Below are 25,597 nucleotides of genomic sequence, written 5' to 3'. Positions count from 1 at the left end.
ATCCGCTTGCGGCGGATGATTTTAAGGAGGATTATCAGTGAAGGTAACGAATATCAGCGCAGGTCAGTTTCAAGAGATGGTGCAGGCAGGCGCGGCTCGTCTACAAGTAAATGCAGAGTTTGTCAATTCATTGAATGTATTTCCAGTACCTGATGGAGATACAGGAACGAATATGAATTTATCAATGACAAGCGGTGCAAAAGCAGTAGCAGATGCCACTTCAGAAAAAGTGGGCGATCTTGCCACAACTCTTTCAAAAGGACTACTAATGGGCGCACGAGGAAACTCAGGCGTCATTTTGTCTCAATTGTTCCGTGGATTTGCTAAAGCGATCCCCACGGTCGAAACATTAACTGCGCCAGAATTGGCACAAGCCTTTACACATGGGGTCGAAACCGCCTATAAAGCAGTCATGAAACCCGTAGAAGGAACGATTCTGACAGTAGCACGTATCGCTGCAGAATACGGTGAGAAAAAAGCACAAACTAGTGATGACTGTGTAGAAGTCATGAAAGCAGTCGTTCACGGAGCAAAACGTGCGCTAGCCAAAACACCAGATCTATTGCCAGTCTTGAAAGAAGTTGGTGTAGTCGATAGTGGTGGCCAAGGATTATTGTTCATTTATGAAGGGTTCTTAAATGCACTGACTGGAGAATATCAAGCCAATGAGGTCTATGAACCAACACCAGCAGCAATGGATGAAATGGTCAATGCCGAACATCATCGCAGCGTTCAAGGACAAATGGCTACAGAAGACATCAAATTCGGTTATTGTACAGAGATCATGGTCAAAATTGGTGAAGGACCAACAGTAGACAGTACGTTTGATTATGAAACATTCCGAAATTATCTAAACGAACTTGGAGATTCTCTTTTAGTCGTCAATGACGATGAGATTATCAAAGTCCATGTGCACACAGAACATCCAGGTGAAGTCATGAACTATGGCCAAAAATTTGGTTCTTTGATCAAGATCAAAGTGGATAATATGCGTGTACAGCATGAAACAATTCTGGAGCACGATCAACCCTCTGCTGCAGTGAAACGTCCGCGTACACCTTATGCAATCATTGCTATCGCAGCCGGTGATGGATTAAATAAACTATTTACCAGCTTAGGTGCAAGCTATGTGATCAGCGGTGGTCAAACGATGAATCCAAGCACGGAAGACATCGTGACTGCTATCAATGAAGTGAACGCAGATCAGGTTATCGTCTTACCAAACAATAAGAATATCTTTATGGCTGCACAACAAGCAGCAGAAGTATCGGACATCCCAGTCGCTGTTGTTGAGACCCGTACGATTTCACAAGGGATGACAGCAATGTTGGCCTTCAATGAACAAGCAACGTTAGCGGAAAATCAACAAGCGATGACTGAAATCTTGTCAAGTGTTGTCAGTGGTTCGGTGACACACGCGATTCGCAATACAGCAATCGATGGAATTGAAATCACAGAAGGTGATTTCTTGGGAATGGTTGATGGGAAAATCGTGGTTTCTGTACCCGATCGTTTCTCTGCTTCCATGGATACATTGCAGAAGATGATTTCAGATGAAACAGAAATCGTTACGATTATTATCGGCGAAGAAGGAAAAGCAAAAGAAGCAGCAAAAATCGAAGCAGCATTGACAGAAATCTATCCGGAGATCGAAGTGGAGATCCATCAAGGAGATCAACCTGTTTATCCGTATCTTTTCTCGGCTGAATAAAACTTGAAAGCAGACGGGGCAAAAGTCGCAGGGCGATTTTTGTTTCCGTCTCTTTTTTGATTGATAGAGAAACAGCCTGTTTTTGTTCATCTTTTTTCATTCAAATTCTTCGTAATTTAAACAGAGAAGAGTAAAATAAAGAAAGCAATCTGCAAACAACTAGTTTTGAGGAGGGAAGAAATGCTTGATCAGCCAATCACTGTTTTGTCTGGTGTCGGAGAAAAGCGAGCAAAAGATCTCGCAGCGCTTGGAATCCAGACAATCGAAGATTTATTGCGATATTACCCCTTTCGCTACGAAGATATTCAAGAGCGTCAATTGAACGAGATACAAGATCAAGAAAAAGTCACGATCAAAGGAATCGTTGTTTCCCCGGCTGTTGTAAATCGTTTTGGTTACAAAAAGAGTCGGCTGCAGTTTCGAATGATGCAAGATCATGATGTATTCAATGTTTCCTTTTTTAATCAGCCCTATTTAAAAGATAAAGTTGTTTTGTCTGAAGAAATCGCGGTTTACGGGAAATGGGATGCGAAACGGAAATCACTAGCTGGGATGAAGATTCTTGGCAGCAAGAAGCCAGGTGATTTCGCTCCTATCTATCATGTAAACAAATCGGTACGGCAAAGTGTGCTGGTTGACTTGATCAGGCAGGCATTTGAATCATACGGAGACCAGATCGAGGAAATCTTACCTCTAACTTTAACGGAGAAATATCGGTTATTGGATCGCCAGACTGCTATGCGAGCTATGCACTTTCCAAAAGATCCGCAAGAAAGTCATCAAGCAAAGCGGCGAATCATCTTTGAAGAGTTCTTCCTATTTCAAATGCAGATCCAAGGATTGAAAATTTCCGAAAAGGCTGAAAAGAACGGCTTAGCCATTGACTATGATGTTCAGCGGTTAAAAGCTTTCACCCAGACACTGCCTTTCGAATTGACAGCTGCTCAAAAGCGAGTCACCAACGAGATCTGTCATGACCTCAAAAGTCCGCAACATATGCAGCGACTGCTGCAAGGAGATGTCGGTAGCGGAAAAACAGTAGTGGCTGCTATCGCACTGTACGCCACTATGACAGCTGGCTTTCAAGGGGCGTTAATGGTACCAACTGAGATTCTGGCACAACAACATTTGGAAAGCCTTAACCAGTTATTTGATCTGCTAGAAGTGACAACGGCACTGCTGACAGGGTCCACCAAGACAAAGGAACGGCGAGTGATCTTGGAGCAATTGGCTGCAGGTGAGATCGATATTGTCGTAGGGACGCATGCGTTGATCCAAGAAGGGGTCAACTTTGCCCGTCTAGGTTTAGTCATCACAGATGAGCAGCATCGCTTTGGTGTCAATCAGCGAAAAATATTGCGAGAAAAAGGATATTTGCCGGATGTTTTGTTCATGACGGCGACGCCGATACCACGAACCTTGGCCATCACGGCCTATGGTGAGATGGATGTTTCCATCATCGATGAGATGCCAGCTGGCCGGATTCCGGTCGAAACGCGTTGGGTACGACCACCTCAATTGGAATCTGTGCTGGACTGGGCTCGTCAGGAATTAGCGAAAGGACATCAAATGTATGTGATCTGTCCGCTGATTGAAGAATCAGAAATGTTAGATGTCAAGAATGCTACGGAGATTTACGAGCAGCTGCAGGCTTATTTTGCCCCTAACTACCAAGTGGGCATTCTCCACGGCAAAATGAAAAATATAGAAAAAGATGCGATCATGGAAGAGTTCAAGGACAACCAGTTACAGATCTTGGTATCAACGACAGTTATTGAAGTAGGGGTAAATGTACCCAATGCGACAGTCATGTTGATTATTGATGCAGATCGTTTTGGGTTAGCTCAGTTGCACCAGTTGCGGGGGCGTGTCGGCCGTGGTGCAGATGCTTCTTACTGTATTTTGGTGGCAAATCCCAAAAATGAAACCGGAATAGAGCGGATGAAAATCATGACTGAAACCACCAATGGCTTTGTCGTCAGTGAAAAAGATCTGCAATTGCGAGGTCCCGGGGAAGTCTTTGGTAATCGTCAATCAGGTTTACCTGAATTCGCCGCAGCCGATTTAGTAGCCGATGCCCATATTCTTGAAGTTGCACAAGTAGAAGCAACTCAAATCTGGCAGAAGCACCAATGGCAGATTTTACCGGAGTATCAAGCGCTAGCCGATTATTTAGCAGCAGAAAAACGAGACAATCAATTTTTTGATTAAAGAATATGGTATACTAACTTGGAAAAATGAAGGGAGTGGCGTATGTCATGAAAATTGCCGTAGATGCCATGGGTGGCGATAACGCACCAAAAGCGATCGTTGAAGGCGTCATGTTAGCAAAAAAAGAATATCCAGAAATCGAATTTCTATTATACGGAAAAGAAGATGAAATCAGAAAATATGTGACAGACGAAAGTCAGCTTACAATCATTCATACCGATGAAAAAATCAACAGTGATGATGAACCTGTTAAAGCGATCCGCCGCAAAAAGAACGCATCGATGGTCTTAGCAGCCCAAGCGGTCAAAGAAGGTCAAGCGGATGCCATTTTCTCTGCTGGAAATACCGGGGCTTTGTTAGCTGCAGGTTTGTTTATCGTAGGTCGTATCAAAGGAATCGAACGTCCTGGCTTAATGTCGACGATGCCTGTACTTGGGAAAGAAACTGGCTTTGATATGCTGGATCTAGGAGCGAATGCTGACAATAAAGCAGAACATCTCGTTCAATATGCTGTGTTAGGTTCTTTTTACGCTCAAAAAGTCCGAGGCATTCAACAACCGCGGGTAGGGTTGCTAAACAATGGGACGGAAGAGACCAAAGGCAGCGAGTTAACCAAAAAAGCGTTTGAATTGTTGACCAAAGAATCATCGATTCACTTTATCGGAAATGTTGAAGCTAGGGAACTTCTGAACGGTGCAGCGGATGTTGTGGTCACAGATGGATTCACTGGGAACGCCGTCTTGAAATCCATTGAAGGAACCGCATTGAATATGATGTCGTTATTGAAACAATCCATCATGAATTCCGGAACCAAAGGGAAATTAGGGGCTTTATTATTGAAAGATGCCTTGCGCAATTTAAAAAATGAGATGGATTATGCCAAACACGGAGGGGCTGTTTTGTTTGGTCTGAAAGCGCCAGTGATCAAAACACATGGAGCGACTGGACCAGATGCCGTGGCAGCAACCATCAAACAAATCTATACCATGTTGCAGGCAGATGTGGTTCCTCAATTGGTGGCTCATTTTGAAGAAACACCTAAGCATGAAGAGTCAACGCAATGAGACTGCAATCATTGTAATGAAAATGCAAAAAAGGACTAGACAAATTTGCATGTAAGCAGTACAATGTTTGTTAGCCATTCTATGTTTTGTGCGAACGCGTGGAGGTGAAGGCAATTGACGCGAGAAGAAGTATTCAAGAAAGTTGCAGTAGTGATCGCAAACCATTTTGAGATCGATGCAGATAAAGTAACGGATACAATGAGTATTAAAGACGACTTAAATGCTGATTCAATCAGTGTGATGGAATTCGTCTTAGAATTAGAAGATGAATTTGGTACGGAGATTTCTGATGAAGATGCCGAACAGATTGAAACAGTCGGCGGAGCAGTTGATTATATTTCAAGCCATCTTGCTTAAGACAGATACAGGAGCTGAGTCATAGATGACCCAGCTCTTTCTTTATCAGAATTTGTTTAATAACCATTCGTTTCTCGAAAAAAAGGGCCTTTTCTTTGCACCATCCTGAAAAAATGTAAATGCAATGTAAGTATTCTGAAAATTCAGTATCTTAAAAATTTATAGACTTGCAATCTAGTGAGTGATTCTATATAATTATTAAGAAAATATTACACGATGTTAAGAAAGCATTTGGAATTTGACTTATAATTCCTACTTTTTTACATTAGAGGGCACTTCATCTTATAAAAAAGAGAGGGGTATTCGATTGTCAACTGATAATCAATTACTAGATGTTCAAAACCTACATACAGGTTTTCGTATTAAAGATGATTACTATGACGCTGTAGACGGTGTTTCTTTTACGTTGGAACGCAATGAGATTTTAGCGATCGTAGGCGAATCCGGATGTGGAAAAAGTACCTTAGCTACAACGATTATGGGATTGCATGATCCAAACAATACCAAAATCACCGGTGAAATCTTATACAAAGACTTGAATTTGTCAAACTTAAATGAAACGCTTTACAACAAAATTCGCGGGAACGACATTGGGATGATTTTCCAAGATCCATTGTCCGCTTTGAACCCACTCATGCGTATTGAAGACCAAATCAAAGAAGGTTTATCTTATCATACAAATATGAATGCGGAACAGAGACAAGCCCGGGCCCTTGAATTACTAGATCAAGTAGGGATTCCAAATCCAGCACGGGTGGGTCGCCAGTATCCCCACGAATTATCTGGTGGGATGCGGCAACGGGTAATCATTGCCATTGCCATCGCATGCAAACCGCCAATTGTTATTGCTGATGAGCCAACCACTGCATTGGATGTAACCATCCAAGCACAGATCCTAGATTTATTGAAAGATTTGCAGGCTGAAACACAAACGGGAATCATTTTGATCACCCATGACTTAGGTGTAGTGGCAGAAATGGCTGATCGTGTAGCCGTTATGTATGGCGGTCAGTTTGTTGAAGTTGCCACAGCGGAAGAGTTGTTTGCAAATCCAAAACACCCTTATACACGCTCTTTGCTGAACTCAATTCCACAAGAAGATTCTCAAGACAGTGAACTGCACGTGATTGAAGGCGTCGTTCCTTCATTGAAAAACATGCCAAGAACTGGTTGCCGTTTTGCTGCTCGTATCCCTTGGATCCCAGCTAGTGACCACGAAGAAAATCCTGTCCTGCATGAAGTTGCACCAGATCATTTAGTTCGCTGTACTTGCTATAAGCATTTTCATTTTAGAGACGAAGAAGGAGAAGTGTAGATGTCAGAATTAATCACAATCAAAGATCTGAAAGTCCACTATCCGATTCGCAGCGGTTTTTTCAACCGCGTAACGGACTATGTCTATGCTGTTGACGGTGTGGATTTCATCATCGAAAAGGGAAAAACTTACGGTCTGGTAGGAGAATCAGGCTCTGGAAAATCAACAACAGGGAAAGCAATCGTTGGCTTGGAAAAGATTACCAGCGGTGAAGTCATTTACGAAGGACAAGATGTCACAAAGCGCTCTGTCCGCAAAAAAATGAATTACAACAAGGATGTTCAAATGATTTTTCAAGATTCTATGTCAAGTCTGAATCCTAAAAAGCGGGTAGTGGATATTATTGCTGAACCGCTACGGAATTTTGAACGTTTGAGTGACCAAGAAGAAAAACAACGGGTGAAACGGCTTTTGGATATCGTTGGGATGCCAGAAGATGCTTTATACAAATACCCTCATGAATTCTCTGGTGGACAGAGACAACGTTTGGGGGTTGCCCGCGCAGTGGCATCGAACCCTAAATTGATCGTTGCTGATGAACCTGTTTCTGCATTGGACCTGTCTGTACAGGCACAGGTGCTCAACTTTATGAAACGAATCCAACAAGAGTTTGGCTTAAGTTTCTTATTCATCTCTCATGACTTGGGTGTTGTGAAACACATGTGCGACAATATCGCCATCATGTATAAAGGTCGTTTTGTTGAAATCGGTACACGCCAAGATATTTATCAAGATCCGCGTCATATTTATACGAAGCGGTTATTGTCAGCTATTCCTCAAATTGATGTGAAAAATCGTGAGGCGCATAAAGAAAACCGCCGTCGGGTAGAGTTGGAATATGTCACTCACCAAAAAGATTACTATGATGAAACAGGTCGTGTTTATGACCTTAGAACCATCACAGGAACACATCAAGTCGCTTTGAAAAATGGGGGTGCTGAATAATGTGGAAAACAATTCTACGTCGTTTGATATTAATGATCCCGCAAGTCATTATTTTGAGTGTCTTAATTTTCTTGATTGCACAAGCAATGCCCGGGGATCCATTTACAGGATTGATTAATCCGAACCAAGATCCAGCAGTTATTGAACGGATGCGGGAAGCAGCCGGATTGAATGATCCTTGGTATACACAATATTTCCGTTGGATCGGAAATGCACTTAAAGGAGATTTTGGTCAAAGTTTTATCTATAAACTACCAGTAGCAACATTACTTTCAGGACGGATCAGCAACACATTGTGGCTATCTTTGTTAACAGTTATCTTAACGTATGTGATCGCGATTCCTTTAGGAATGTTGGCTGGACGTTACCAAAATTCGATTTTAGATAAAGTCGTTGTCGTGTATAACTTCTTTAGTTTTGCGGTACCATTGTTTATCTTTGCATTGATTGCACTGTTTATCTTTGGTTATCGTTTAGGTTGGTTCCCAACTGGGGGGTCTGTAGCACCAGGCGTAACGGGAATGGCTGAGTTTTGGAGCCGTCTGTATCATCTGATCTTACCGGCTATCACTTCTGCGCTATTAGGTACCGCTGTGACGATCCAGTATCTGCGGAGTGAAGTGATTGATTCCAAATCATTGGATTTCGTGCGAACTGCTCGTTCGAAAGGGGTGCCAACTAGTAAAGTCTTCTCACGTCACGTGTTCCGAAATGCATCCTTGCCGATCGCATCTCAAATGGGGTATGAGATCACTTCATTGATCGCTGGTTCAGTGGTCATTGAAAAAATCTTTGCTTACCCAGGTGTCGGAAAATTATTTATCGATAGTATTGTACAGCGGGATTATGCCGTGATCACTTCGTTGACTTTGATATTAGGTCTGGCGACATTGATCGGTACATTGCTATCAGACATCATTATGAGTATTGTCGATCCAAGAATCAGAATCCAGTAGGAGGGGATAAACGTGTCTGAAAAGAAAGAAAAAGTGTTGAAACAAGAAAGTATCCCACCTATGGGATTACAAATGATTTTTCGTGAATTTTTAAAAGACAAGATCGCTATTTTTTCATTGGTCTTGTTGGTAGCAGTACTGCTTTTCGTATTCATCGGCTCGGCAGTCATTGATCAAAGCCAAGTCATGCATGTAAGTATTCTAGATAAATATGCTGCACCAGGAGCAGTCTCACCAAATGGCGGCACCTACCTATTAGGGGCGGATGAAGGTGGCCGTGATGTTTGGGGACAATTGATCATTGGAGCGCGTAATTCGATTTTGATTGGGTTTTCCATCACGATCATTACATCGATCGTCGGAGTTGGCTTGGGGATCATTTCAGGTTACTATGGCGGGTTGATTGATAATATCTTGATGCGTATCGTCGATTTTGTCATGATCTTACCGATCATGTTGATCATTATCGTTATTGTTTCGATCGTACCTCGCTACAATGTTTGGACGTTTATCTGGGTCATGAGTGCCTTTTATTGGGTCGGAAAAGCGAGACTCTTCCGCAGTAAGACCCTTTCTGAAGGGCGCCGAGATTATGTGAGTGCGTCAAAAACATTAGGGACCAATGATTTTGTGATCATGTTTCGCGAAATCATGCCGAACTTAAGCTCATTGATCATCACCAACTTGACGATGAACTTTGCAGCAAATATCGGTATCGAAACAACTCTAACGTTCTTGGGCTTTGGTCTGCCAACGAATGTTCCAAGTTTGGGAACATTGATTGGGTACGCCAGCAGCGGTGATGTGCTGGTCAACAGACAATGGATATGGTTACCCGCGTCAATATTGATTTTAGTATTGATGTTGAGTATAAACTACGTTGGTCAGGCATTTAAGCGTTCAGCCGATGCACGTCAACGACTAGGTTAAAACAAGGAGGATACAGGATGAAGAAAAATATTTTTGGTATGGTCACACTTTTGTCAGTCTTAGCATTGGCAGCTTGTGGCGGCAATAGTGGCGGAACAGATTCATCAGGCGGCAGCAACTCAGCAACTGAAACAGAAGATATTAGCTCTATGCCGGTTGAAGTCAAAAATGACGCAGAAGCAATCAAAGGCGGTACATTGGACGTCGCAGTAGTTATGGATACACAATTCCAAGGTTTGTTCCAAACTGAATTTTATCAAGACAATTATGATTATCAGTTCATGCAACCAAGTAATGAAAGTTTATTCTTAACAGATGCTGATTTTCGAATTGTTGATGGTGGGGCTGCAAATCTTAAATTAGATGAAGATAATAACACAGCAACGATTACATTACGCGACAATTTGAAATGGTCAGACGGCGAAGATGTAACAGCAGATGACGTGATTTTCTCCTATGAAGTGATCGGTAACAAAGATTACACAGGAATCCGTTATGACAACAACTTTACAAATATTGTTGGGATGGAAGATTACCACGATGGCAAATCTGACACAATCTCAGGAATCACAAAAGAAAGCGACAAAGTCGTTAAAATTCAATACAAAGAAGTTCACCCTGGTATGATGCAAGCAGGCGGCGGTATCTGGTCTTCTGCTTTACCAAAACATGCGTTTGAAGGTATTGCAGTCAAAGATATGGAATCAAGTGATCCTGTTCGTAAAACACCAATCGTTTTCGGACCTTACGTAATGTCAAACATCGTAGCCGGTGAATCTGTAGAATACGTACCAAATGAGTATTACTACGGTGGCAAACCTAAAATGGATAAATTGTCATTTAAAGCAGTTCCAGCAGCTTCAATCGTAGAAGGTTTAAAAGCGAAACAATATGATTTAGCATTGTCAATGCCAACAGATACTTACCCAACTTACAAAGATGCAGATGGCTACCAAATCTTGGGCCGTCCTGAGCAAGCTTATACGTATATTGGATTTAAGTTAGGTACTTGGGATGATAAAGAAGGAAAAGTTAACTACAATCCTGAATCAAAAATGGCGGACAAATCATTGCGTCAAGCAATGGGTTACGCACTAGATAATGATGCTGTCGGTAGCCGTTTCTATAATGGCCTACGTTCAAATGCGACAACATTGATCCCACCGGTATTTGGAACATTGCACGATACAGAAGTTAAAGGTTACACACAAGATATCGACAAAGCAAACAAATTGTTAGACGATGCTGGTTACAAAGATGTTGACGGCGACGGCATGCGTGAAGACAAAAACGGTGAAAAATTAACCATCAATTTTGCTTCAATGTCAGGTGGCGAAACAGCTCAACCATTGGCTGATTACTACATCCAACAATGGAATGAAATCGGCTTAGATGTGAAATACACAACTGGTCGTTTGATTGATTTCCAAGCATTCTATGATAAATTGAAAAATGATGATCCTGAAATCGATGTGTATCAAGGTGCATGGGGAACAGGTTCAGATCCTTCACCAACCGGACTTTATGGACCAAACTCAGCATTTAACTACACTCGTTTTGAATCTGATGAAAATACGAAGCTATTAGAAGCAATCGACTCTAAAGATTCATTTGATGAAGCAAAACGTAAAGAAGCATTTGATGCATGGCAAGAATACGCTGCGGATGAAGCATTTGTTATTCCTTCGCTTTACCGTAACGAAGTATTACCAGTATCTAATCGCGTCAAAGATTTCACATGGGCATATGATGCAGATCACAATACATGGGCAACAGTTTCTGTAACAGCAGAATCTCGCTAATTTAGGAAAAGACGTTCTTTCGGGAACGTCTTTTTTTATTTTGTTCGCGGCAAAATCAATAAAAAACAATGAATCAGTCATGGAAACAAAGAGCAGGAGAATAAACGGTTAAAATTTTTTTATGGAGGCTTCAAGTTTTTGGACGAAACATTTCATAATTAGCCAAAAACCAGTATAATAGGGAAGTGTCGATAAACTAATGAAGGAATGTGGCAAATGAATACACAGCTAATGAACGAATTAAAAGAGGATTACGGCATTGTCTTCCATGATGTAGATTTACTCGAACAAGCGTTTACGCATTCATCTTATGTGAATGAGCATCGCAATTTGCACCTATCCGATAATGAGCGCCTAGAATTTCTAGGAGATGCTGTTTTAGAATTGATCGTCTCACGGTATTTGTACCGTGAACTGCCGGACCTTCCTGAAGGGAAGTTGACAAAGCTGCGGGCAGCAATCGTTCGCGAAGATAGCTTATCAATGTTTGCCAAAGATTGCCGTTTTGATCAATATATTCGGTTAGGCAAAGGAGAGGAAAACTCTGGCGGACGTAAGCGTCCCTCATTGTTATGCGATCTTTTTGAAGCTTTTTTAGGTGCGTTGTACTTGGATCAAGGTTTGGAGAGCGTCGACGGTTTCTTGACGGCTGTCGTTTTTCCAAAAGTAAAAGCAGGTGCTTTTTCCCATGAGATGGATCACAAGACCCGATTGCAGGAAGTCTTGCAGCGATCTGGCGATGTGTCCATCAACTATCGTTTAACGAAAGAAGAAGGTCCTGCCCACGAACGAATCTTTTGGACAGAAGTCTATTGTGACGATGTGCTGATTGGCGAGGGGCAAGGAAAATCAAAGAAATTATCAGAGCAAGCAGCGGCAGAAAATGCCTTAGCAAGTCTTGATCAATAAGAAAGGAATGGCGGAGTGTATTTAAAACGAATAGAGATTGCCGGTTTCAAATCCTTTGCAGACCGCACGATCATTGATTTTGAAAATAGTGTGACTGCGGTCGTAGGACCAAATGGCAGCGGCAAGAGCAATATTACTGAAGCGATTCGTTGGGTTTTAGGAGAACAGTCTGCCAAAAGCCTGCGTGGTGGCAAGATGCCTGATATCATTTTTGCAGGATCTGACACTCGCAAGCCATTAAATGTAGCGGAAGTAACGATTATTTTAGATAATACCGATCACTATTTACCAATGGATTACAGTGAGATCAGTGTGACTCGCCGGTTAAGGAGAACCGGTGAAAGCGACTTTTATTTGAACAAACAAAGTTGCCGCCTGCGAGATGTCCAGGAACTCTTTATGGATTCCGGGCTAGGAAAAGAATCATTTTCGATTATTTCTCAAGGGAAAGTCGAAGCGATTTTCAGCAGCAAACCAGAAGATCGTCGCGGTATTTTTGAAGAAGCTGCCGGTGTTTTGAAATACAAACAGCGTAAGAAAAAAGCAGAACAGAAATTGTTTGAAACAGAAGACAACCTTAACCGTCTACAAGATATTATTTATGAGTTAGAGGATCAATTGATTCCGTTAGCTGCTCAAAGTGAAGCGGCCAAACAATTTTTGTCATTGAAGGAAAAATTAACGGAAGTAGACGTGGCTTTTTCTGTCATGGAGATCCAGACAGCCAAACGTGCGTGGGAAACAGCTACAGAACAGCTGGAACTATTAAATCATCAGTTGGCTGAAATCACGCAGCAAATCAATACCGGTGAACGCAGTGTGCAGCAATTGCGGCAGCGTCGAGCAGCCTTCGATGAATCATTGGAGCAGCTCAATCAGCAGCTGTTGCAAGTAACGGAAGGGCTGAAGCAAGCCGAAGGCCAAAAAGAAGTACTGTTGGAGCGCTCCAAGCATACGCAAAAAAGCACAGCAGAATATCAAGAGACCTTGGATGCCGTCAGTGAACGCCTCCAACAGTTGAATGACGAAAAAGCTGAATTGATTCATGAACTGTCGCAAAAGAATCGCAGTGTCCAAGAGGCAGAAGTAGCGATTGCTGATTGTCGAGCGGAACAAGAAAAGTATCAGAAATCGGCCAAAGAGATCATCGAAGAACTACGCAGTCAGTATGTTGAAGCAATGCAGGAGCAAGCAACGGTCGGCAATGAGCTCAAATATCTTGAGCGCCAATACCAGCAAGAATCGGCAAAAAATCAGACAGCCGTTACGAAGCAGACAGAACTGTCGACAGCGATCAAAGAAAAAGCGACAGCCGCAGAAATCGTTAATGAACGCTTGCAAGCCGTGCAGCAACAGTTGGACGAACAGCGGAAGCAATATATCCATTTACAAGAGAAAGCCAAAGATAACAAAGAAAAATTTGATGATGCACAGAAAAAAATGTATCAGTTAATGAACCAAGTCCAACAAGTGCGGGCAAAACAACGGAGTTTACAGGATATCCAAGAAAACTATGCTGGCTTTTATCAAGGCGTCAGACTAGTTCTAAAAAATAAGCAGCAGCTAACCGGTGTCGTGGGTGCTGTTGCAGAATTGATCGAAGTACCAGAAGAATATACAGTTGCTATCGAAACAGCACTGGGCGCTTCTGCCCAGCACGTAGTAGTAGAAACCGAACGTGATGCCAGAGCAGCGATTACCTATTTGAAACAAAATCGTGGTGGTCGGGCCACATTCTTGCCATTGACGACGATCAAGTCTCGCCAATTGCCTAGTTATGCTGTTTCTCAAGCACAACAAGTACCAGGATTTATCGGCGTTGCTAGTGAGCTGGTGCGTTTCAATGAAGATGTAAAAAACATTGCCGAAAATCTATTGGGAAGTATCGTCATCGCAGAAGATCTGACAAGTGCTAATGCATTAGCTAAAGCACTGAACTATAGCTATCGTGTCGTTTCACTGGAAGGCGACGTGATGAATGCCGGGGGTTCGATGACCGGTGGAGCGACGAAGAAAAATGCCGGCAGCCTATTTAGTCAAAGCAATGAGTTGCAGCAATTAACGGCTCAAGCCGCTCAATTGGATGAACGCCTGCAAAAAACAGAGAAACAAGTGCAGCACTTCGAAACGGTGACAAAAGATGCTCAAGCAGCCTTGGAAGAGCTGCGAACCACCGGTGAAACGGCTCGAATGACGGAACACGAACTAAAAAATCAACTGCAAAACCTCACCAACGAGTTGGAACGGTTGAGAAAAGAGCAGCAAGTCTTTGACTTTGAAAATCGCGAGATTCAGGCCTTTTTTGAAGAGTATAACGAGAAGAAGACTCGGTTGGAATCAGAACAGCAAACCATTGCGCAGCAGCTGAAAAAAATCGATCACGACATTCAAAGCATGAATGCAGAAGAAGATTTGATCGAAGCAAAAAGAAGCCAGTTAGCAGCGACAGCCGCCCAATTACAAGCTGATTTTGCTGTTCAAAAAGAACAAGTGGAACATTTAAGACAAAAAATTGCTGCGAATGCGGAAGCGATAGCGGAGAATGAAGCACGCCAACAGTCGCTAGAACGGCAGTTAGCAGCAATCAATTCGAATGTGAGTGACCATGAAATTTCGGAAGAAAGCCTAGATCAGCAAATCAGTGATTTCACTCAAGGAAAAATAACACTGACACAAGAATTGGCGGACATTCGGCAACAAAGACAAATCGTCCAACAGGAAATTGGACAGTTGGATGAAGCGCTCAGTTTGGCAAACTTGCAGCAAAAAGAAAAACTATCCGAAAAGACCAATGTAGAAATTGAGAAAAACCGCGCGGATTTGGTGATGGATAATCGGTTGGCTTACTTACAGGAAGAATATGCATTGAGCTTTGAAAAAGCGGCCAATGACTATCCAGCGATCGATGACCCGGAAGCTGCAAAACGAGAAATCCAAGATCTAAAAGGAAAAATCGATGCGATTGGACCAGTCAATTTGAATGCTATCGAGCAATATGATCAAGTGGAACAGCGTCACAGCTTCTTGACCAGTCAAAGAGATGATCTGCTTTCTGCAAAAGCACAATTATTCGATACAATGTCCGAGATGGATGAAGAAGTCAAAACACGTTTCGGTGAGATTTTTGATGCGATTCGTCTGCAGTTCAAGCAAGTTTTCCCCAATATGTTCGGCGGGGGACATGCGGAATTGATTTTGACAGATCCAAAGGACTTACTAAATACTGGTATTGAGATCGAAGCCCAACCACCAGGTAAAAAGCTGCAAAACTTGAGTCTACTTTCTGGAGGCGAACGAGCGCTGACAGCCATCGCACTGCTGTTTTCGATCATCCAAGTCCGTCCCGTCCCGTTTTGTGTGCTGGATGAAGTTGAAGCTGCTTTAGACGAAGCCAATGTATCACGCTTTGGCCATTATTTAAGCGACTTCCAAAATGATACACAGTTCATCGTTGTCACACATCGCAAAGGGACCATGGAAGCGGCAGATGTGTTGTATGGCGTGACGATGCAGGAATCCGGTGTTTCTAAGACCGTTTCTGTGCGTTTGGAAGATGTCAAAGAAGGCGGAAATTTTGTCGCAGATCAAGAAGGAGTAGCAAAATGATCAAATTAGTCGCAATTGATTTAGACGGTACCTTGTTGGATGGAAAGAAACAAGTATCGCAAAAAAATAAAGAAGTTCTTGCCCAAGCAAAAGCACAAGGAGTAAAAATCGTCCTTTGCACAGGTCGTCCTTTACGGGCAATTCGTCCTTATTTAGAAGAGTTGTCATTGAATGAATCAGGGGACTATAGCATTACTTTTAATGGTGGTCTGGTGCAAAAAAACGATACGGGAGAAATCATGGAAAAAGCCGCTTTGCAATTGGCTGATATTCATGAATTGGTTGCTGTCGCAGCAGAACTGGATTTGCCGCTGGATGTCGTATCCGAAGAAATCGTTTTGTGCTTGCCGACTTCAGCAACGAATCAGTCGATCTATGGTTCGCTGAATCCATTGCTGGATTGCCGCCCGTATGCGATAGAAGCTCTGGATGAGTCGAAACTCTATAATAAAGCTGTGATTGCTTATCATCAAGAAGTACTGGATCCGAAGATTTTGGCGATTCCTTCAGCAATCAGAGAGAAATATGAAGTAATCAAAACTCGGAACAATTTGCTGGAATTTATGCCTAAAGGAATTACGAAAGCCTATGGGATTGAATTGCTGGCTCGGGATTTAGGTATCACTATCGATGAAGTCATGGCGATCGGAGATGAAGAAAATGATCTGCCGATGATTCGCTATGCAGGACTCGGTGTAGCGATGGCTAATGCCGTGCCTTTAATCAAGGAAGCCGCAGATGTGGTAACAGATTCGAATGAAGCAGACGGTGTAGCAACTGTCATCGAAAAATATGTTTTGAAAGGAGGCGTTTGAAATGGGATTTTTTGACAAAATTAAAAAAGCTTTGATTGGTGAATCAAAAGAGCAAGACAAAGTGCAAGGCGAAGTAGAGGAACCAGTTGAATCTCCAGAGTCATCTGTCGATGAGTCATCCGTCGCAGATGACCATTCCGCACAAGAACAAACAGTAGAATCGACGGAACCAACACTGGATTCTCGTCCAGAAACTACTACCGATTCCGCGTTGCAGCCAACAGAAACAGAGGAGTCCGCGGCTGATACTTCATCATCAGAAGGAGCACAAGATCTGAAATCAGCTGAACCATTCGACGTCGTGACACCTAGTGAAACGGTAAAAAGACCTGAAGTACAACCTCAGCCAACAGCGGTTCACAAAGAGGATGTACAAGATAAGTACACGAAGGGACTATCGAAATCTCGCAAAACTTTCGGACAACGACTCAATGAGCTGTTCGCGAATTTTCGCTCTGTAGACGAAGATTTTTTTGAAGAAGTCGAAGAGACATTGATTGGAGCCGATGTAGGCTTTGATGCAGCGATCAAGATCACGGATGCACTGCGTCAAGAGGTCAAGTTGCGAAATGTCAAGAAGCCGGCAGAGGTTCAAAATGTTATTATTGAAAAATTAGTCGATCTTTACGGTGAAGCGGGTGTCGACGAAGTCAACGAACTAAATATGCAACCTGGATTGACCGTCATTTTATTTGTCGGTGTGAATGGCGTCGGTAAAACCACCAGCATTGGAAAACTGGCGCATCAATTCAAATCAGAAGGCAAGAAAGTGTTGTTGGCAGCTGCGGATACCTTTCGAGCTGGAGCAATCGATCAGCTCGTCGTTTGGGGGGATCGAGCAGGTGTGGAAGTCGTTCGGGGGAAAGCTGGCGGTGATCCGGCAGCCGTCGTATTTGATGCGATGGAACGAGCGAAAGCAGAGCAAGCAGATGTTCTATTAGTTGATACAGCTGGTCGTTTGCAAAATAAAGTCAATTTGATGAATGAGTTAGAGAAAATCAAACGGATCATTCAACGAGTAGAACCGAATGCGCCTCATGAAGTGTTGCTCGTGTTAGATGCGACGACTGGTCAGAATGCGATGAACCAAGCCAAACAATTCAAAGAAACCACGGATGTTACAGGATTGGTTTTAACGAAATTAGATGGAACTGCCAAAGGTGGGATCGTTTTAGCGATTCGCAATGAATTGCGTTTACCGGTTAAATTGGTCGGATTAGGGGAAGGAATCAACGACCTTGAGCCGTTTGATCCAAATGAGTTTGTTGTTGGGCTATTTAAAGGTCTCATCAACGAAGGTTGATGCTGTTCATCGCTTGAAATAAGACAAAAATATCCGAACTATGTTTGATTATTCCTCTTCATCATCTCGCGATGGCGTTAACGGTAGGAGTAATCAGTAGTAGTTCGGATATTTTTTGTTAAGGAACTTGCATAAAGCTCCTCGGTTATGGAAATAAACTTTATAGGCATACGTTTGACAGCTGCGATGTACATGAAGTACCACAGCAGAATACGTAACAGATGACGTGTGACTTCTGGTTCACAAAACCTCCCCATCAGCAGCTAAAAGGATGTAGCTGCTGTTCCTGAAATTGAAATCATTCCAAGAAAGATTCCTTGTCGTGTCAGAAATGTTCAGCGTGGACATTTCTCTGTGAACAAGAACAACTTGTTTCAGAAATCAGTTTTTTAGCTGTGCTTGCCGCTCTTTGATGATTTTTTCCAAATCATTCAATGTCTCGGCATCCTCACTGTTTTCAATGAAATTCGAGACTAGATTCAGTAACGATTGTTCAGAGAGTTCGGCAGCTAGAAAATCTTCTTGAGAAACATTTGGAGAATACAAGCGGGTCAAGACAGTACCGCTGTAGCCGATGTCAGCTACTTTCAATAAATCATGGTTCTTTAATTTTCTGACAACGGCTTGGATCGTGTTTTTACTTAAGTCCTGTTGTTGAACCGCAATGTCATTTGCAGACAAAGGTTTTTCAGCATTCCAGAAGATATTCATGATCTGACGTTCGCGTTTGGTAAGATTGAGTGGTTTCATTCACTATTCTTCCTTTCAAAAAAGTTGTAATATTGACATAATAATTTACTATTATATAGTAAGTATACTTTATTTAGAGGTCAAATATCAAATTTATTCAAGTAATTTGTAAAAACTTGGTAATTTTTAAAAAACTAGCAAAGAGAATCGCACAATTTCATTTTTTTCTGCTGGATTATTGACTATAATAAGGAAGAATCTAAGACAAAGAGGGCAATGATATGACACTAAAATCACTTTTTATACAAGAAGAACTGCGTCCCTACTTATTTGATGGGCGTTATGGGATCGAACGTGAGGCGCAGCGTGCACGTTTAGACGGAAGTTTTGCTGGGACAGATCATCCTGAAGCATTAGGCAATCGTAGTTTTCATCCGTACATACAAACCGATTTTGCTGAAAATCAGTTGGAATTGATCACGCCAGTCGCGGAAAGCTCAGAGGAACTGTTTCGTTATCTGGCTGCGATCCATGATGTTGCTTATCGTTCGATGGCACCTGAGGAGATGCTTTGGCCATTAAGTATGCCGCCTGCGTTGCCGGAAAAAGAAGAGGATATCGTGATCGCAAAGCTGGATCGTTTTGAAGATGTTCTTTATCGTCGGTTTTTGGCAAGGACGTATGGGCGTCGTAAGCAAATGGTCAGCGGCATCCACTTCAATTTTGAATTTGGGGATGATTTTTTAAGAAAGTTATTTACCAAGTCGTCAGAAACAGATTATCGTAGGTTTAAAACAGAACTTTACTTGAAAGTTACCCGAAATTACTTGCATTACCGCTGGTTTTTGACTTATTTCTTTGGAGCAACACCGCAAACGGAAGCCAATTATTTTATGGCGGGTTCTGGACCGCAAGAACCTGTCCGCAGCATTCGTAACAGCCGCTATGGCTACACGAATCATACCGATGTCAACGTGTCTTATGCCTCTCTTGAGACCTATCTGGCGGATATCGCTGAGCTGGTAGAAACTGGCAAACTATCTGAGGAAAAAGAGTTTTATGCACCAGTTCGCCTGCGAGGGGGGCAAAAGGTTGCCGACTTAGCAACAGCGGGAATTCGTTACATTGAATTACGCAATATTGATATCAATCCCTTTGAAATGTACGGTATTTCGCAAGATCAAGTGAAATTTCTGCACCTTTTCTTGTTATACTTAGCAACGAAAGAGGAGGGCGCTGCTGCCGATGCTTGGGTCGAAGAAGGAAATCGCAAAAACAATCAAGTGGCATTGGAACACCCATTGAATCAAACGATCTATCTTGAAGAAGCTAAAGCAGTTGCGGAAGAATTGATCGCTTTTGCAAAGGAAATCAGTCTGCCGACAATGCCTTTACTGGATCAACTGCTGCCAATGTTGGAAGATCCCGGCAAAACTTTTGCCGGTCGTTTATATCAAGCCAGCCAAAGGTCAAGTCAGGCTCAAGTGGCAACTGAACTAGGAGTATCCTATCATCAAGTTGCCTGGGAAAAACCTTATCAGTTAGCAGGCTTTACCAACATGGAACTGTCAACACAAATTTTGATGTTCGATGCGATTCAAAAGGGAATCAAGGTGGAAGTGTTGGATGAATCTGATCAGTTCTTGAAATTATCGATCGATGAACATGTTGAATATGTCAAAAACGCTAATATGACAAGTAAGGATCGTTATATCGTTCCTTTGATCATGGCCAATAAAACGGTCACAAAAAAGATTTTAGCTGAGAATGGTTTTCGGGTTCCTGCAGGAGCAGAATTCGCCACTGTAGAAAAGGCGCTTGCTGCTTACCCGCAATTTGCTGACAGAGGTTTTGTCGTCAAACCCAAAACAACCAACTATGGCGTGGGAATCTCGATCTTTAAGGATGGCGCTTCGTTGGAGGACTATCAAGCTGCTGTCCGTTTAGCTTTTGCTGAAGACCAGTCGATTTTAGTTGAAGCATTCCTTGCTGGAACAGAGTATCGTTTCTTTGTGATCGATGGTCAAGTTGAAGCAATTTTGCTACGAATACCGGCAAATGTAATAGGAGATGGTCGGCGCACGATCAAGGAATTAGTTGCAGAGAAAAATACCAATCCATTACGGGGGACCCACCATCGGACACCGTTGGAGAAGATCCAATTAGGTGAATTGGAACAGTTGATGTTGAAAGAGCAAGGCTATCACATAGATTCTGTCCCAGAAAAAGGACAAATCGTTTACTTGCGGGAAAATTCCAATATCAGCACGGGCGGCGATTCGATCGATGTCACCGATCAATTTAATGATGACTACAAAAAAATCGCTGCAGATGCCGTGACCGCATTACAGGCACGAATCAGTGGGATTGATTTGATTATTCCTGACAAGGAAAAGCCCGCGGAGGATCCGGGAGCATACGGCATTATTGAAGCGAACTTCAATCCCGCTATGCATATGCATATTTACCCGTACCAAGGACAAAGCCGCCGCTTAACCATGTCTGTCCTCAAGCTGCTTTTTCCGGAACGATTTTAACAGCCGCTTAACAGTCAGAAGTTGAAAAAGGAACAGTGACAAGGCTTTTGTCACTGTTCCTTTTTTTAGATTAAATGGTTAGAAGTAGCTTCTTCGGAAATAAGCCGAAATATCTTAAAGCTGACCATTTCTAATACAACTTCTTTTGCTGTTCGTACTAGTGAAGGATCACTAGTAATTGATCCGTTGGTTTGTTTAGCGGAAGAATCGTTCCCAGAATGGTTTTTTTTCTTTGATGGGATCTTCTTCGGAAGATGATTTTGTCTTTTGAGGATACTTTTCTTCGATATCGATTACCTCTTCATTCACTGCCTCATTGGCAACGATCAGTAAACCGATACTGTCAGGATCAGCAGTCTGGGCGTCAGTCACCACTCGAAAATCGAGCTGTTGTTTCGTAATCAATGAAATAAAGGTCGTCTGAAGCGTTTCGGGCAATTTTCCGTTGATCAAGATCAGTGCCCCTTGATAGTTAGGGAGAACCGACTGTAACGTTTCTTGGTTGTCCTTTTTCTTCATTTCTGCTACCGTCATACTTAGATAACAACGTTCACGAAACGTTCCCAAGTATTTTCTTTGTTCATCTGGATTAACACGAGGTGTCCCGTACATTCCTGTATCTAGGCGTTTCTCCAATTCATCGGACATTGAAAATCCTCCTAAGCGTTTTCTTGCTTTATATTATAGCACAAAAAAGGGAGCGTCGATTATTAGAAACATTTAGCTATTTCGGTGAGGCCATAAGAAAGACTAAAAAAGATCAGAAAGAAAGCTGGTGAAAACATGGAAATCCAAAAGAACCACTTATTGATTTTAGCAGAAAATCAACGAATCGAGACACCACGATTATGGTTGCGTCCTGTGACGATGGCAGATGCCAATGATTTATTCGAATACGCAAGTGATGAAGAAACGACGGAGTTTGTTTTTCCGAGGCATCAATCACTTGTGGATACAAAAATCGCCATTGCAACGTATTTTTTAGCGGCGCCATTAGGTAAATTTGCTATTGAAGAGAAAATGAGTGGCAAAATGATCGGAACGATTGACTTGCGGGTGGACCCGCTAAAGGAAGTGGCAGAACTAGGCTATACCTTGAATAAAGCTTTCTGGGGGCAAGGGATCGTACCGGAAGCTGCTCGGATGCTTTTGTCTTTGGGTTTTGAAAAATTAGCGCTTGTTCGTATTTATGCACTGCACGATCAGCGAAATCATCGATCTGGTCGCGTGATGGAAAAAATTGGCATGAAAGTGGAAGCACAGATTCCGGCTGCGCGAAGATTTCGTGGGCAAGTAGTGGACGAAGTGATGCGGGGAATTACCCGAGACGAGTGGCAAAAACGAATCATGTAAAGGAGAATCGATATGGAAATAACGATTGATATGGATGCAGCAGCAGTAGCAAAAATCTCAGAAGTCAAACAGGAGGGAGATCGAATTTATCTAGATTTTGAAGATGGTGTGGGACCTTTTCCGGCTACGGCGATCTCTTGCCGGTTAGATATTAGTTTTCGCTTGATCCTCGTACCAGCAGATTATCCAGAAGACGGATTGTCTATCTATGATACGAAGCTGGATACAGCAATTGGAACAGTTTGGTTAAAACAAGGCGCAGCAATGTATTTAGAAGAGCGGACACGCTTGGTGGTCGATCCTGACTATCAGCGCTTGCAGTTGACTAGTGACAGCGGTCTGCTGGCATCTAACGTTCAACTGTTGCGCATGGACAAAAAGGTGGCAGGAAACTGATATGGGGAAATTAGCCGTTATCAGCGATTTGCATGTCGATATCAATCATTTCAGTGCAACAGACTTGCAGCTGATAGCCGAATTGCTAGACGCCAATCAAGCGACGCACTTGCATCTAGCTGGAGATATTGCAAACAAAGAGACAGCAGCGATGACCGTCATTGATTTCTTTCAAAGACAGCTGCCTACTACCTTTCATTGGGGCAATCATGAAATGGCTGATTTATCAGAATCATTGATCGAAACCTATCCTGATCCAGCTTTCTTGAACTTTCAAACAGTCGCTTTATCGGAAAAAACACTCTTGTTAGGTGTCAATGGCTGGTATGACTACGGCTATTCTGACTTGCAAAGCACAGAAGAGATCCTTCGTCTCAAGCACCTCTTTTGGTATGATCGTATGATTCAGCGGACAGGAACCGATCCGGAAATCAGTCATCAGATCAATGAAAGACTGCGTCAAACATTGCGAGGGCTCCCTCAAGATAAAGAAGTTATCGTAACGACTCATTTTGTTCCGAAAGCAACCTTTATCGTCAAACAAACGGGGAAGTATGTTCGTTGGAATCATTTGAACGCGTTTCTAGGTTCACCAGAATTTGGGGCAGTTATTGATGAGGCGGACAATGTGCGTCAAGTAGTTTTTGGCCATACCCATCGTCGGTTTGAAGATCAAGTGATTGGACAGACGATTTATAGCTGTCGTCCTTTGGGCTATTACTATGAATGGCAATTGACCCGACGATTTGTTCTGGAAAATCAGTTGACAGAAAATTTTCAGCCAACAAAGCTACGGGGACTTTTGCGAACTAATCAAGCAGCGTTCAATCAATACAAAGCAGCCCATTTAAGAGCAGAGCTCCAGCAAGCAATCACATGGATCAACTATTGATTCGCTACGAGATAAAAGCGTGAGGGACTGTGTCATAAGTCTCCTACAAGTAACACTATCCGAACATTAATGATTATTGCTCCTGCGGTGCAGGGACTCCTCGTCGCAAAAGTCAGAGGAATCTATCCTAGCAACAGACTATTATTCGGTTTAACTTGTTGGATGATGACTTATGGCACAGTCCCTCTTTTTTTCAAATAAACGGCTAACAGTAGCTTCTTCGGAAATAAGCAGAAATTTCAAAAAAATAAAGCAGCGATTTTCGGAAATTCCTTTTTATTGCTTGAAGCAGCCCATGTTTGCTACTTTCTCTTTTTTTACCGCTGCAATCTTTTCCGCAAGAAAATCCCTAAATAAGCCGCAGCAATGGCTTTGATCACACCGGGCAGAAGGAAGAGAACAAAACCGCCATTGATGGCAGCAGTCCAAGACATAGCGGTGCTCCATTTTAACCATAAGGTACCAAAAAACAATGTTGCTAATGCACCAGCGATATTCGCTAACATCCCTCTCACATATCCGGCGCGGCCTGTTTCCAAAAGTTTCCCCGTCAAGAGTCCATTAAAGATAAAACCAATCAGATAGCCGCCTGTAGGTCCGAATAAGACGCCGATGCCACTTGCTCCGCCGGCAAAAACCGGTAATCCGATCAACCCCAGCAATAAGTAAATAAGGATCGACATGGTTCCTGTGCGCATTCCTAGAAAGGTTACCGCCAAGCCGACAGCAAAGGTTTGGCCTGTCAGAGGAATCAATCCTAATGGGATGGTTAGTTGAGACATCCCAGCAATAATGATGGCAAAAAAAGCAGCATAGATTTGTTCTCGCAATGGTAGTTTCATAGTATCCTTCTTTCGTTAACACATAATCCAATAGTTGGTTAACGAAATTATAAATCTTGGTTAACGAAAAGTAAAGAGTAAATCAACGTTTTTTTCGCAACGCTTGCAACAAAGTTTCTGTAGTCAAAAAAGGGGTAAACAGTTCAAAAACCTCAGAGGATACAGGAAAGTATCCGACAAGCGTTACTAACGTAGATTCATCGAGAAAAGGTAGCAGGTCTTCAAGCTCTGACAACCGTTGCTCCGGATTCTCTGACGCTGCCAGGATCTTTTGAAGAATGCGTCCTAGATCTTGCTTTTCGAGAAAAGGGGCAATATCTTCCAACTCGTATAAAGACAGCGAGTTTGAGACAGCCTGCTCAACTTTTTGGGCTAAGAAAGTGGCAGATAAGTAGGGCGCTGCTTCTTCCAGAAAAGCGAAAGTATAGTCCTCTTTCATCAATTGTTCCAAATGATCTGTCTCTAAAAAAGGTAAAAATTCTTCTAGTGCTTCTTCGGTCAGCGGTTCTGTTATAGGTTTCAATAAAGCAAATAATTCTTCACTGCTCAAAAAAGGTGCCAATTGCTCCACTAACTCAATTTCAAAAGGCTGGGCTTGAGTCGCAGCTGCCAATTCTTTAGGTTTAATGATCGGCGCCAACGTGGTGATTTCCTGAGAATCGGCCACTCCCTCGTGGTAATGCATTACTGCAACTCCGCTATTTCCTAATAGTTCGTCAATGGATAACTGCAAAATTGTTGCTAGCTGGGGCAATTTTTCAATGTCAGGCAATGTATTGCCTCGCTCCCAATTGCTGATAGCTTGATAACTGACCAATAATTGATCTGCTAAGTTGCTTTGAGTCATATTTAGTTCTCGACGTTTGCTGGCAATCCGTTGGCCGATTTGCCGTATGTTGAATTCATTCATGTGAATTCCTCCTTTCGTGTCTCCAGTATAGGGGAACTAGCAACTGAAATACA

At 42.6% G+C, this 25,597-nt stretch carries 21 protein-coding genes; 17 read left to right on the top strand and 4 right to left on the bottom strand.

All coding sequences use genetic code 11. From position 1 onward, the window contains the following. Nucleotides 1–37 precede the first annotated feature (37 nt). The 13 genes from FE005_RS02990 (at nt 38) to ftsY (ending at nt 17,924) form a co-directional block, all read left to right on the top strand. Entirely contained in the window at nt 38–1,711 is a 1,674-nt protein-coding gene (locus FE005_RS02990) for a DAK2 domain-containing protein (RefSeq protein WP_113849099.1), read from the top strand. A 180-nt stretch (nt 1,712–1,891) separates the two neighbouring features. Continuing rightward, complete coding sequence (gene recG / locus FE005_RS02985; RefSeq protein ID WP_230320963.1) at nt 1,892–3,922, top strand: ATP-dependent DNA helicase RecG; 2,031 nt, start codon at nt 1,892–1,894, stop codon at nt 3,920–3,922. 47 nt (nt 3,923–3,969) lie between these two features. Next, a complete protein-coding gene (gene plsX / locus FE005_RS02980; RefSeq protein ID WP_103300740.1) occupies nt 3,970–4,986 on the top strand; it encodes a phosphate acyltransferase PlsX in 1,017 nt (338 codons plus the stop codon). A gap of 114 nt (nt 4,987–5,100) precedes the next feature. Continuing rightward, nucleotides 5,101–5,343 carry an acyl carrier protein gene (acpP, locus tag FE005_RS02975; protein WP_003128051.1) on the top strand — a complete coding sequence of 81 codons (243 nt, stop codon included), beginning with the start codon at nt 5,101–5,103 and terminating at the stop codon, nt 5,341–5,343. Between the two features lie 307 nt (nt 5,344–5,650). Beyond that, a complete protein-coding gene (locus FE005_RS02970; RefSeq protein WP_003128052.1) occupies nt 5,651–6,658 on the top strand; it encodes an ABC transporter ATP-binding protein in 1,008 nt (335 codons plus the stop codon). Continuing rightward, entirely contained in the window at nt 6,659–7,603 is a 945-nt protein-coding gene (locus FE005_RS02965) for an ABC transporter ATP-binding protein (RefSeq protein WP_021150619.1), read from the top strand. After that, the gene (gene opp4B / locus FE005_RS02960) at nt 7,603–8,559 is read left to right on the top strand and encodes an oligopeptide ABC transporter permease (RefSeq protein WP_005470040.1); all 957 of its coding nucleotides are present in this window, start codon (nt 7,603–7,605) and stop codon (nt 8,557–8,559) included. Before FE005_RS02965 ends, opp4B begins: the two co-directional genes overlap by 1 nt. 12 nt (nt 8,560–8,571) lie before the next feature. Next, a complete protein-coding gene (locus tag FE005_RS02955; protein WP_081131049.1) occupies nt 8,572–9,489 on the top strand; it encodes an ABC transporter permease in 918 nt (305 codons plus the stop codon). Between the two features lie 17 nt (nt 9,490–9,506). Further along, nucleotides 9,507–11,291, top strand: a complete 1,785-nt coding sequence (locus tag FE005_RS02950) for an oligopeptide ABC transporter substrate-binding protein (protein WP_081131048.1) — start codon at nt 9,507–9,509, stop codon at nt 11,289–11,291. 216 nt (nt 11,292–11,507) lie between these two features. Then, a complete protein-coding gene (rnc, locus tag FE005_RS02940) occupies nt 11,508–12,200 on the top strand; it encodes a ribonuclease III (RefSeq protein WP_003128057.1) in 693 nt (230 codons plus the stop codon). Between the two features lie 15 nt (nt 12,201–12,215). Beyond that, a complete protein-coding gene (gene smc, locus FE005_RS02935; protein WP_138371304.1) occupies nt 12,216–15,806 on the top strand; it encodes a chromosome segregation protein SMC in 3,591 nt (1,196 codons plus the stop codon). Continuing rightward, the gene (locus tag FE005_RS02930) at nt 15,803–16,621 is read left to right on the top strand and encodes a Cof-type HAD-IIB family hydrolase (RefSeq protein WP_003128060.1); all 819 of its coding nucleotides are present in this window, start codon (nt 15,803–15,805) and stop codon (nt 16,619–16,621) included. Before smc ends, FE005_RS02930 begins: the two co-directional genes overlap by 4 nt. A 1-nt stretch (nt 16,622) precedes the next feature. Then, entirely contained in the window at nt 16,623–17,924 is a 1,302-nt protein-coding gene (ftsY, locus tag FE005_RS02925) for a signal recognition particle-docking protein FtsY (protein ID WP_103300744.1), read from the top strand. A gap of 381 nt (nt 17,925–18,305) precedes the next feature. On the opposite strand, the gene FE005_RS02920 is transcribed toward ftsY, so the two are convergent. Continuing rightward, a complete protein-coding gene (locus FE005_RS02920) occupies nt 18,306–18,674 on the bottom strand; it encodes a BlaI/MecI/CopY family transcriptional regulator (protein WP_003128064.1) in 369 nt (122 codons plus the stop codon). Nucleotides 18,675–18,895: 221 nt separating this feature from the next. On the opposite strand from FE005_RS02920, the gene gshAB reads away from it, so the two are divergent. Further along, a complete protein-coding gene (gene gshAB / locus FE005_RS02915; RefSeq protein ID WP_138371303.1) occupies nt 18,896–21,151 on the top strand; it encodes a bifunctional glutamate--cysteine ligase GshA/glutathione synthetase GshB in 2,256 nt (751 codons plus the stop codon). A 195-nt stretch (nt 21,152–21,346) separates the two neighbouring features. Here gshAB and FE005_RS02910 read toward each other — a convergent pair whose 3' ends face one another. Then, a complete protein-coding gene (locus FE005_RS02910; protein ID WP_041119905.1) occupies nt 21,347–21,799 on the bottom strand; it encodes a YueI family protein in 453 nt (150 codons plus the stop codon). Nucleotides 21,800–21,934: 135 nt separating this feature from the next. On the opposite strand from FE005_RS02910, the gene FE005_RS02905 reads away from it, so the two are divergent. Genes FE005_RS02905 through FE005_RS02895 form a run of 3 tightly spaced genes read left to right on the top strand, consistent with a single transcriptional unit; the run spans nt 21,935 to nt 23,792 of the window. Continuing rightward, nucleotides 21,935–22,504 (top strand): GNAT family N-acetyltransferase, encoded by a 570-nt coding sequence (locus tag FE005_RS02905; RefSeq protein ID WP_060813266.1) that lies wholly within the window; start codon nt 21,935–21,937, stop codon nt 22,502–22,504. 12 nt (nt 22,505–22,516) lie between these two features. Then, the gene (locus tag FE005_RS02900; RefSeq protein WP_138371302.1) at nt 22,517–22,900 is read left to right on the top strand and encodes an iron-sulfur cluster biosynthesis family protein; all 384 of its coding nucleotides are present in this window, start codon (nt 22,517–22,519) and stop codon (nt 22,898–22,900) included. Nucleotide 22,901: 1 nt separating this feature from the next. After that, complete coding sequence (locus FE005_RS02895; RefSeq protein ID WP_003128069.1) at nt 22,902–23,792, top strand: metallophosphoesterase; 891 nt, start codon at nt 22,902–22,904, stop codon at nt 23,790–23,792. Nucleotides 23,793–24,109: 317 nt separating this feature from the next. On the opposite strand, the gene FE005_RS02890 is transcribed toward FE005_RS02895, so the two are convergent. After that, entirely contained in the window at nt 24,110–24,634 is a 525-nt protein-coding gene (locus FE005_RS02890; protein ID WP_138371301.1) for a biotin transporter BioY, read from the bottom strand. 82 nt (nt 24,635–24,716) lie between these two features. Beyond that, entirely contained in the window at nt 24,717–25,544 is an 828-nt protein-coding gene (locus FE005_RS02885) for a helix-turn-helix transcriptional regulator (protein ID WP_138371300.1), read from the bottom strand. Nucleotides 25,545–25,597: the final 53 nt, after the last annotated feature.

Source organism: Enterococcus sp. M190262 (genome assembly GCF_005843965.1).
Classification (GTDB): Bacteria; Bacillota; Bacilli; order Lactobacillales; family Enterococcaceae; genus Enterococcus_D; species Enterococcus_D gallinarum.
The sequence above is the reverse complement of the archived record's forward strand: the minus strand, read 5'-3'. Positions and strand labels throughout refer to the sequence as shown.

Coding starts and splice junctions, on each gene's coding strand:
- FE005_RS02950 (WP_081131048.1), top strand. CDS start 9,507: ATGAAGAAAAATATTTTTGGTATGGTCACACTTTTGTCAGTCTTAGCA.
- ftsY (WP_103300744.1), top strand. CDS start 16,623: ATGGGATTTTTTGACAAAATTAAAAAAGCTTTGATTGGTGAATCAAAA.
- FE005_RS02930 (WP_003128060.1), top strand. CDS start 15,803: ATGATCAAATTAGTCGCAATTGATTTAGACGGTACCTTGTTGGATGGA.
- FE005_RS02920 (WP_003128064.1), bottom strand. CDS start 18,674: ATGAAACCACTCAATCTTACCAAACGCGAACGTCAGATCATGAATATC.
- opp4B (WP_005470040.1), top strand. CDS start 7,603: ATGTGGAAAACAATTCTACGTCGTTTGATATTAATGATCCCGCAAGTC.
- FE005_RS02900 (WP_138371302.1), top strand. CDS start 22,517: ATGGAAATAACGATTGATATGGATGCAGCAGCAGTAGCAAAAATCTCA.
- FE005_RS02890 (WP_138371301.1), bottom strand. CDS start 24,634: ATGAAACTACCATTGCGAGAACAAATCTATGCTGCTTTTTTTGCCATC.
- FE005_RS02905 (WP_060813266.1), top strand. CDS start 21,935: ATGGAAATCCAAAAGAACCACTTATTGATTTTAGCAGAAAATCAACGA.
- recG (WP_230320963.1), top strand. CDS start 1,892: ATGCTTGATCAGCCAATCACTGTTTTGTCTGGTGTCGGAGAAAAGCGA.
- FE005_RS02965 (WP_021150619.1), top strand. CDS start 6,659: ATGTCAGAATTAATCACAATCAAAGATCTGAAAGTCCACTATCCGATT.
- gshAB (WP_138371303.1), top strand. CDS start 18,896: ATGACACTAAAATCACTTTTTATACAAGAAGAACTGCGTCCCTACTTA.
- FE005_RS02885 (WP_138371300.1), bottom strand. CDS start 25,544: ATGAATGAATTCAACATACGGCAAATCGGCCAACGGATTGCCAGCAAA.
- FE005_RS02895 (WP_003128069.1), top strand. CDS start 22,902: ATGGGGAAATTAGCCGTTATCAGCGATTTGCATGTCGATATCAATCAT.
- FE005_RS02910 (WP_041119905.1), bottom strand. CDS start 21,799: ATGTCCGATGAATTGGAGAAACGCCTAGATACAGGAATGTACGGGACA.
- plsX (WP_103300740.1), top strand. CDS start 3,970: ATGAAAATTGCCGTAGATGCCATGGGTGGCGATAACGCACCAAAAGCG.
- rnc (WP_003128057.1), top strand. CDS start 11,508: ATGAATACACAGCTAATGAACGAATTAAAAGAGGATTACGGCATTGTC.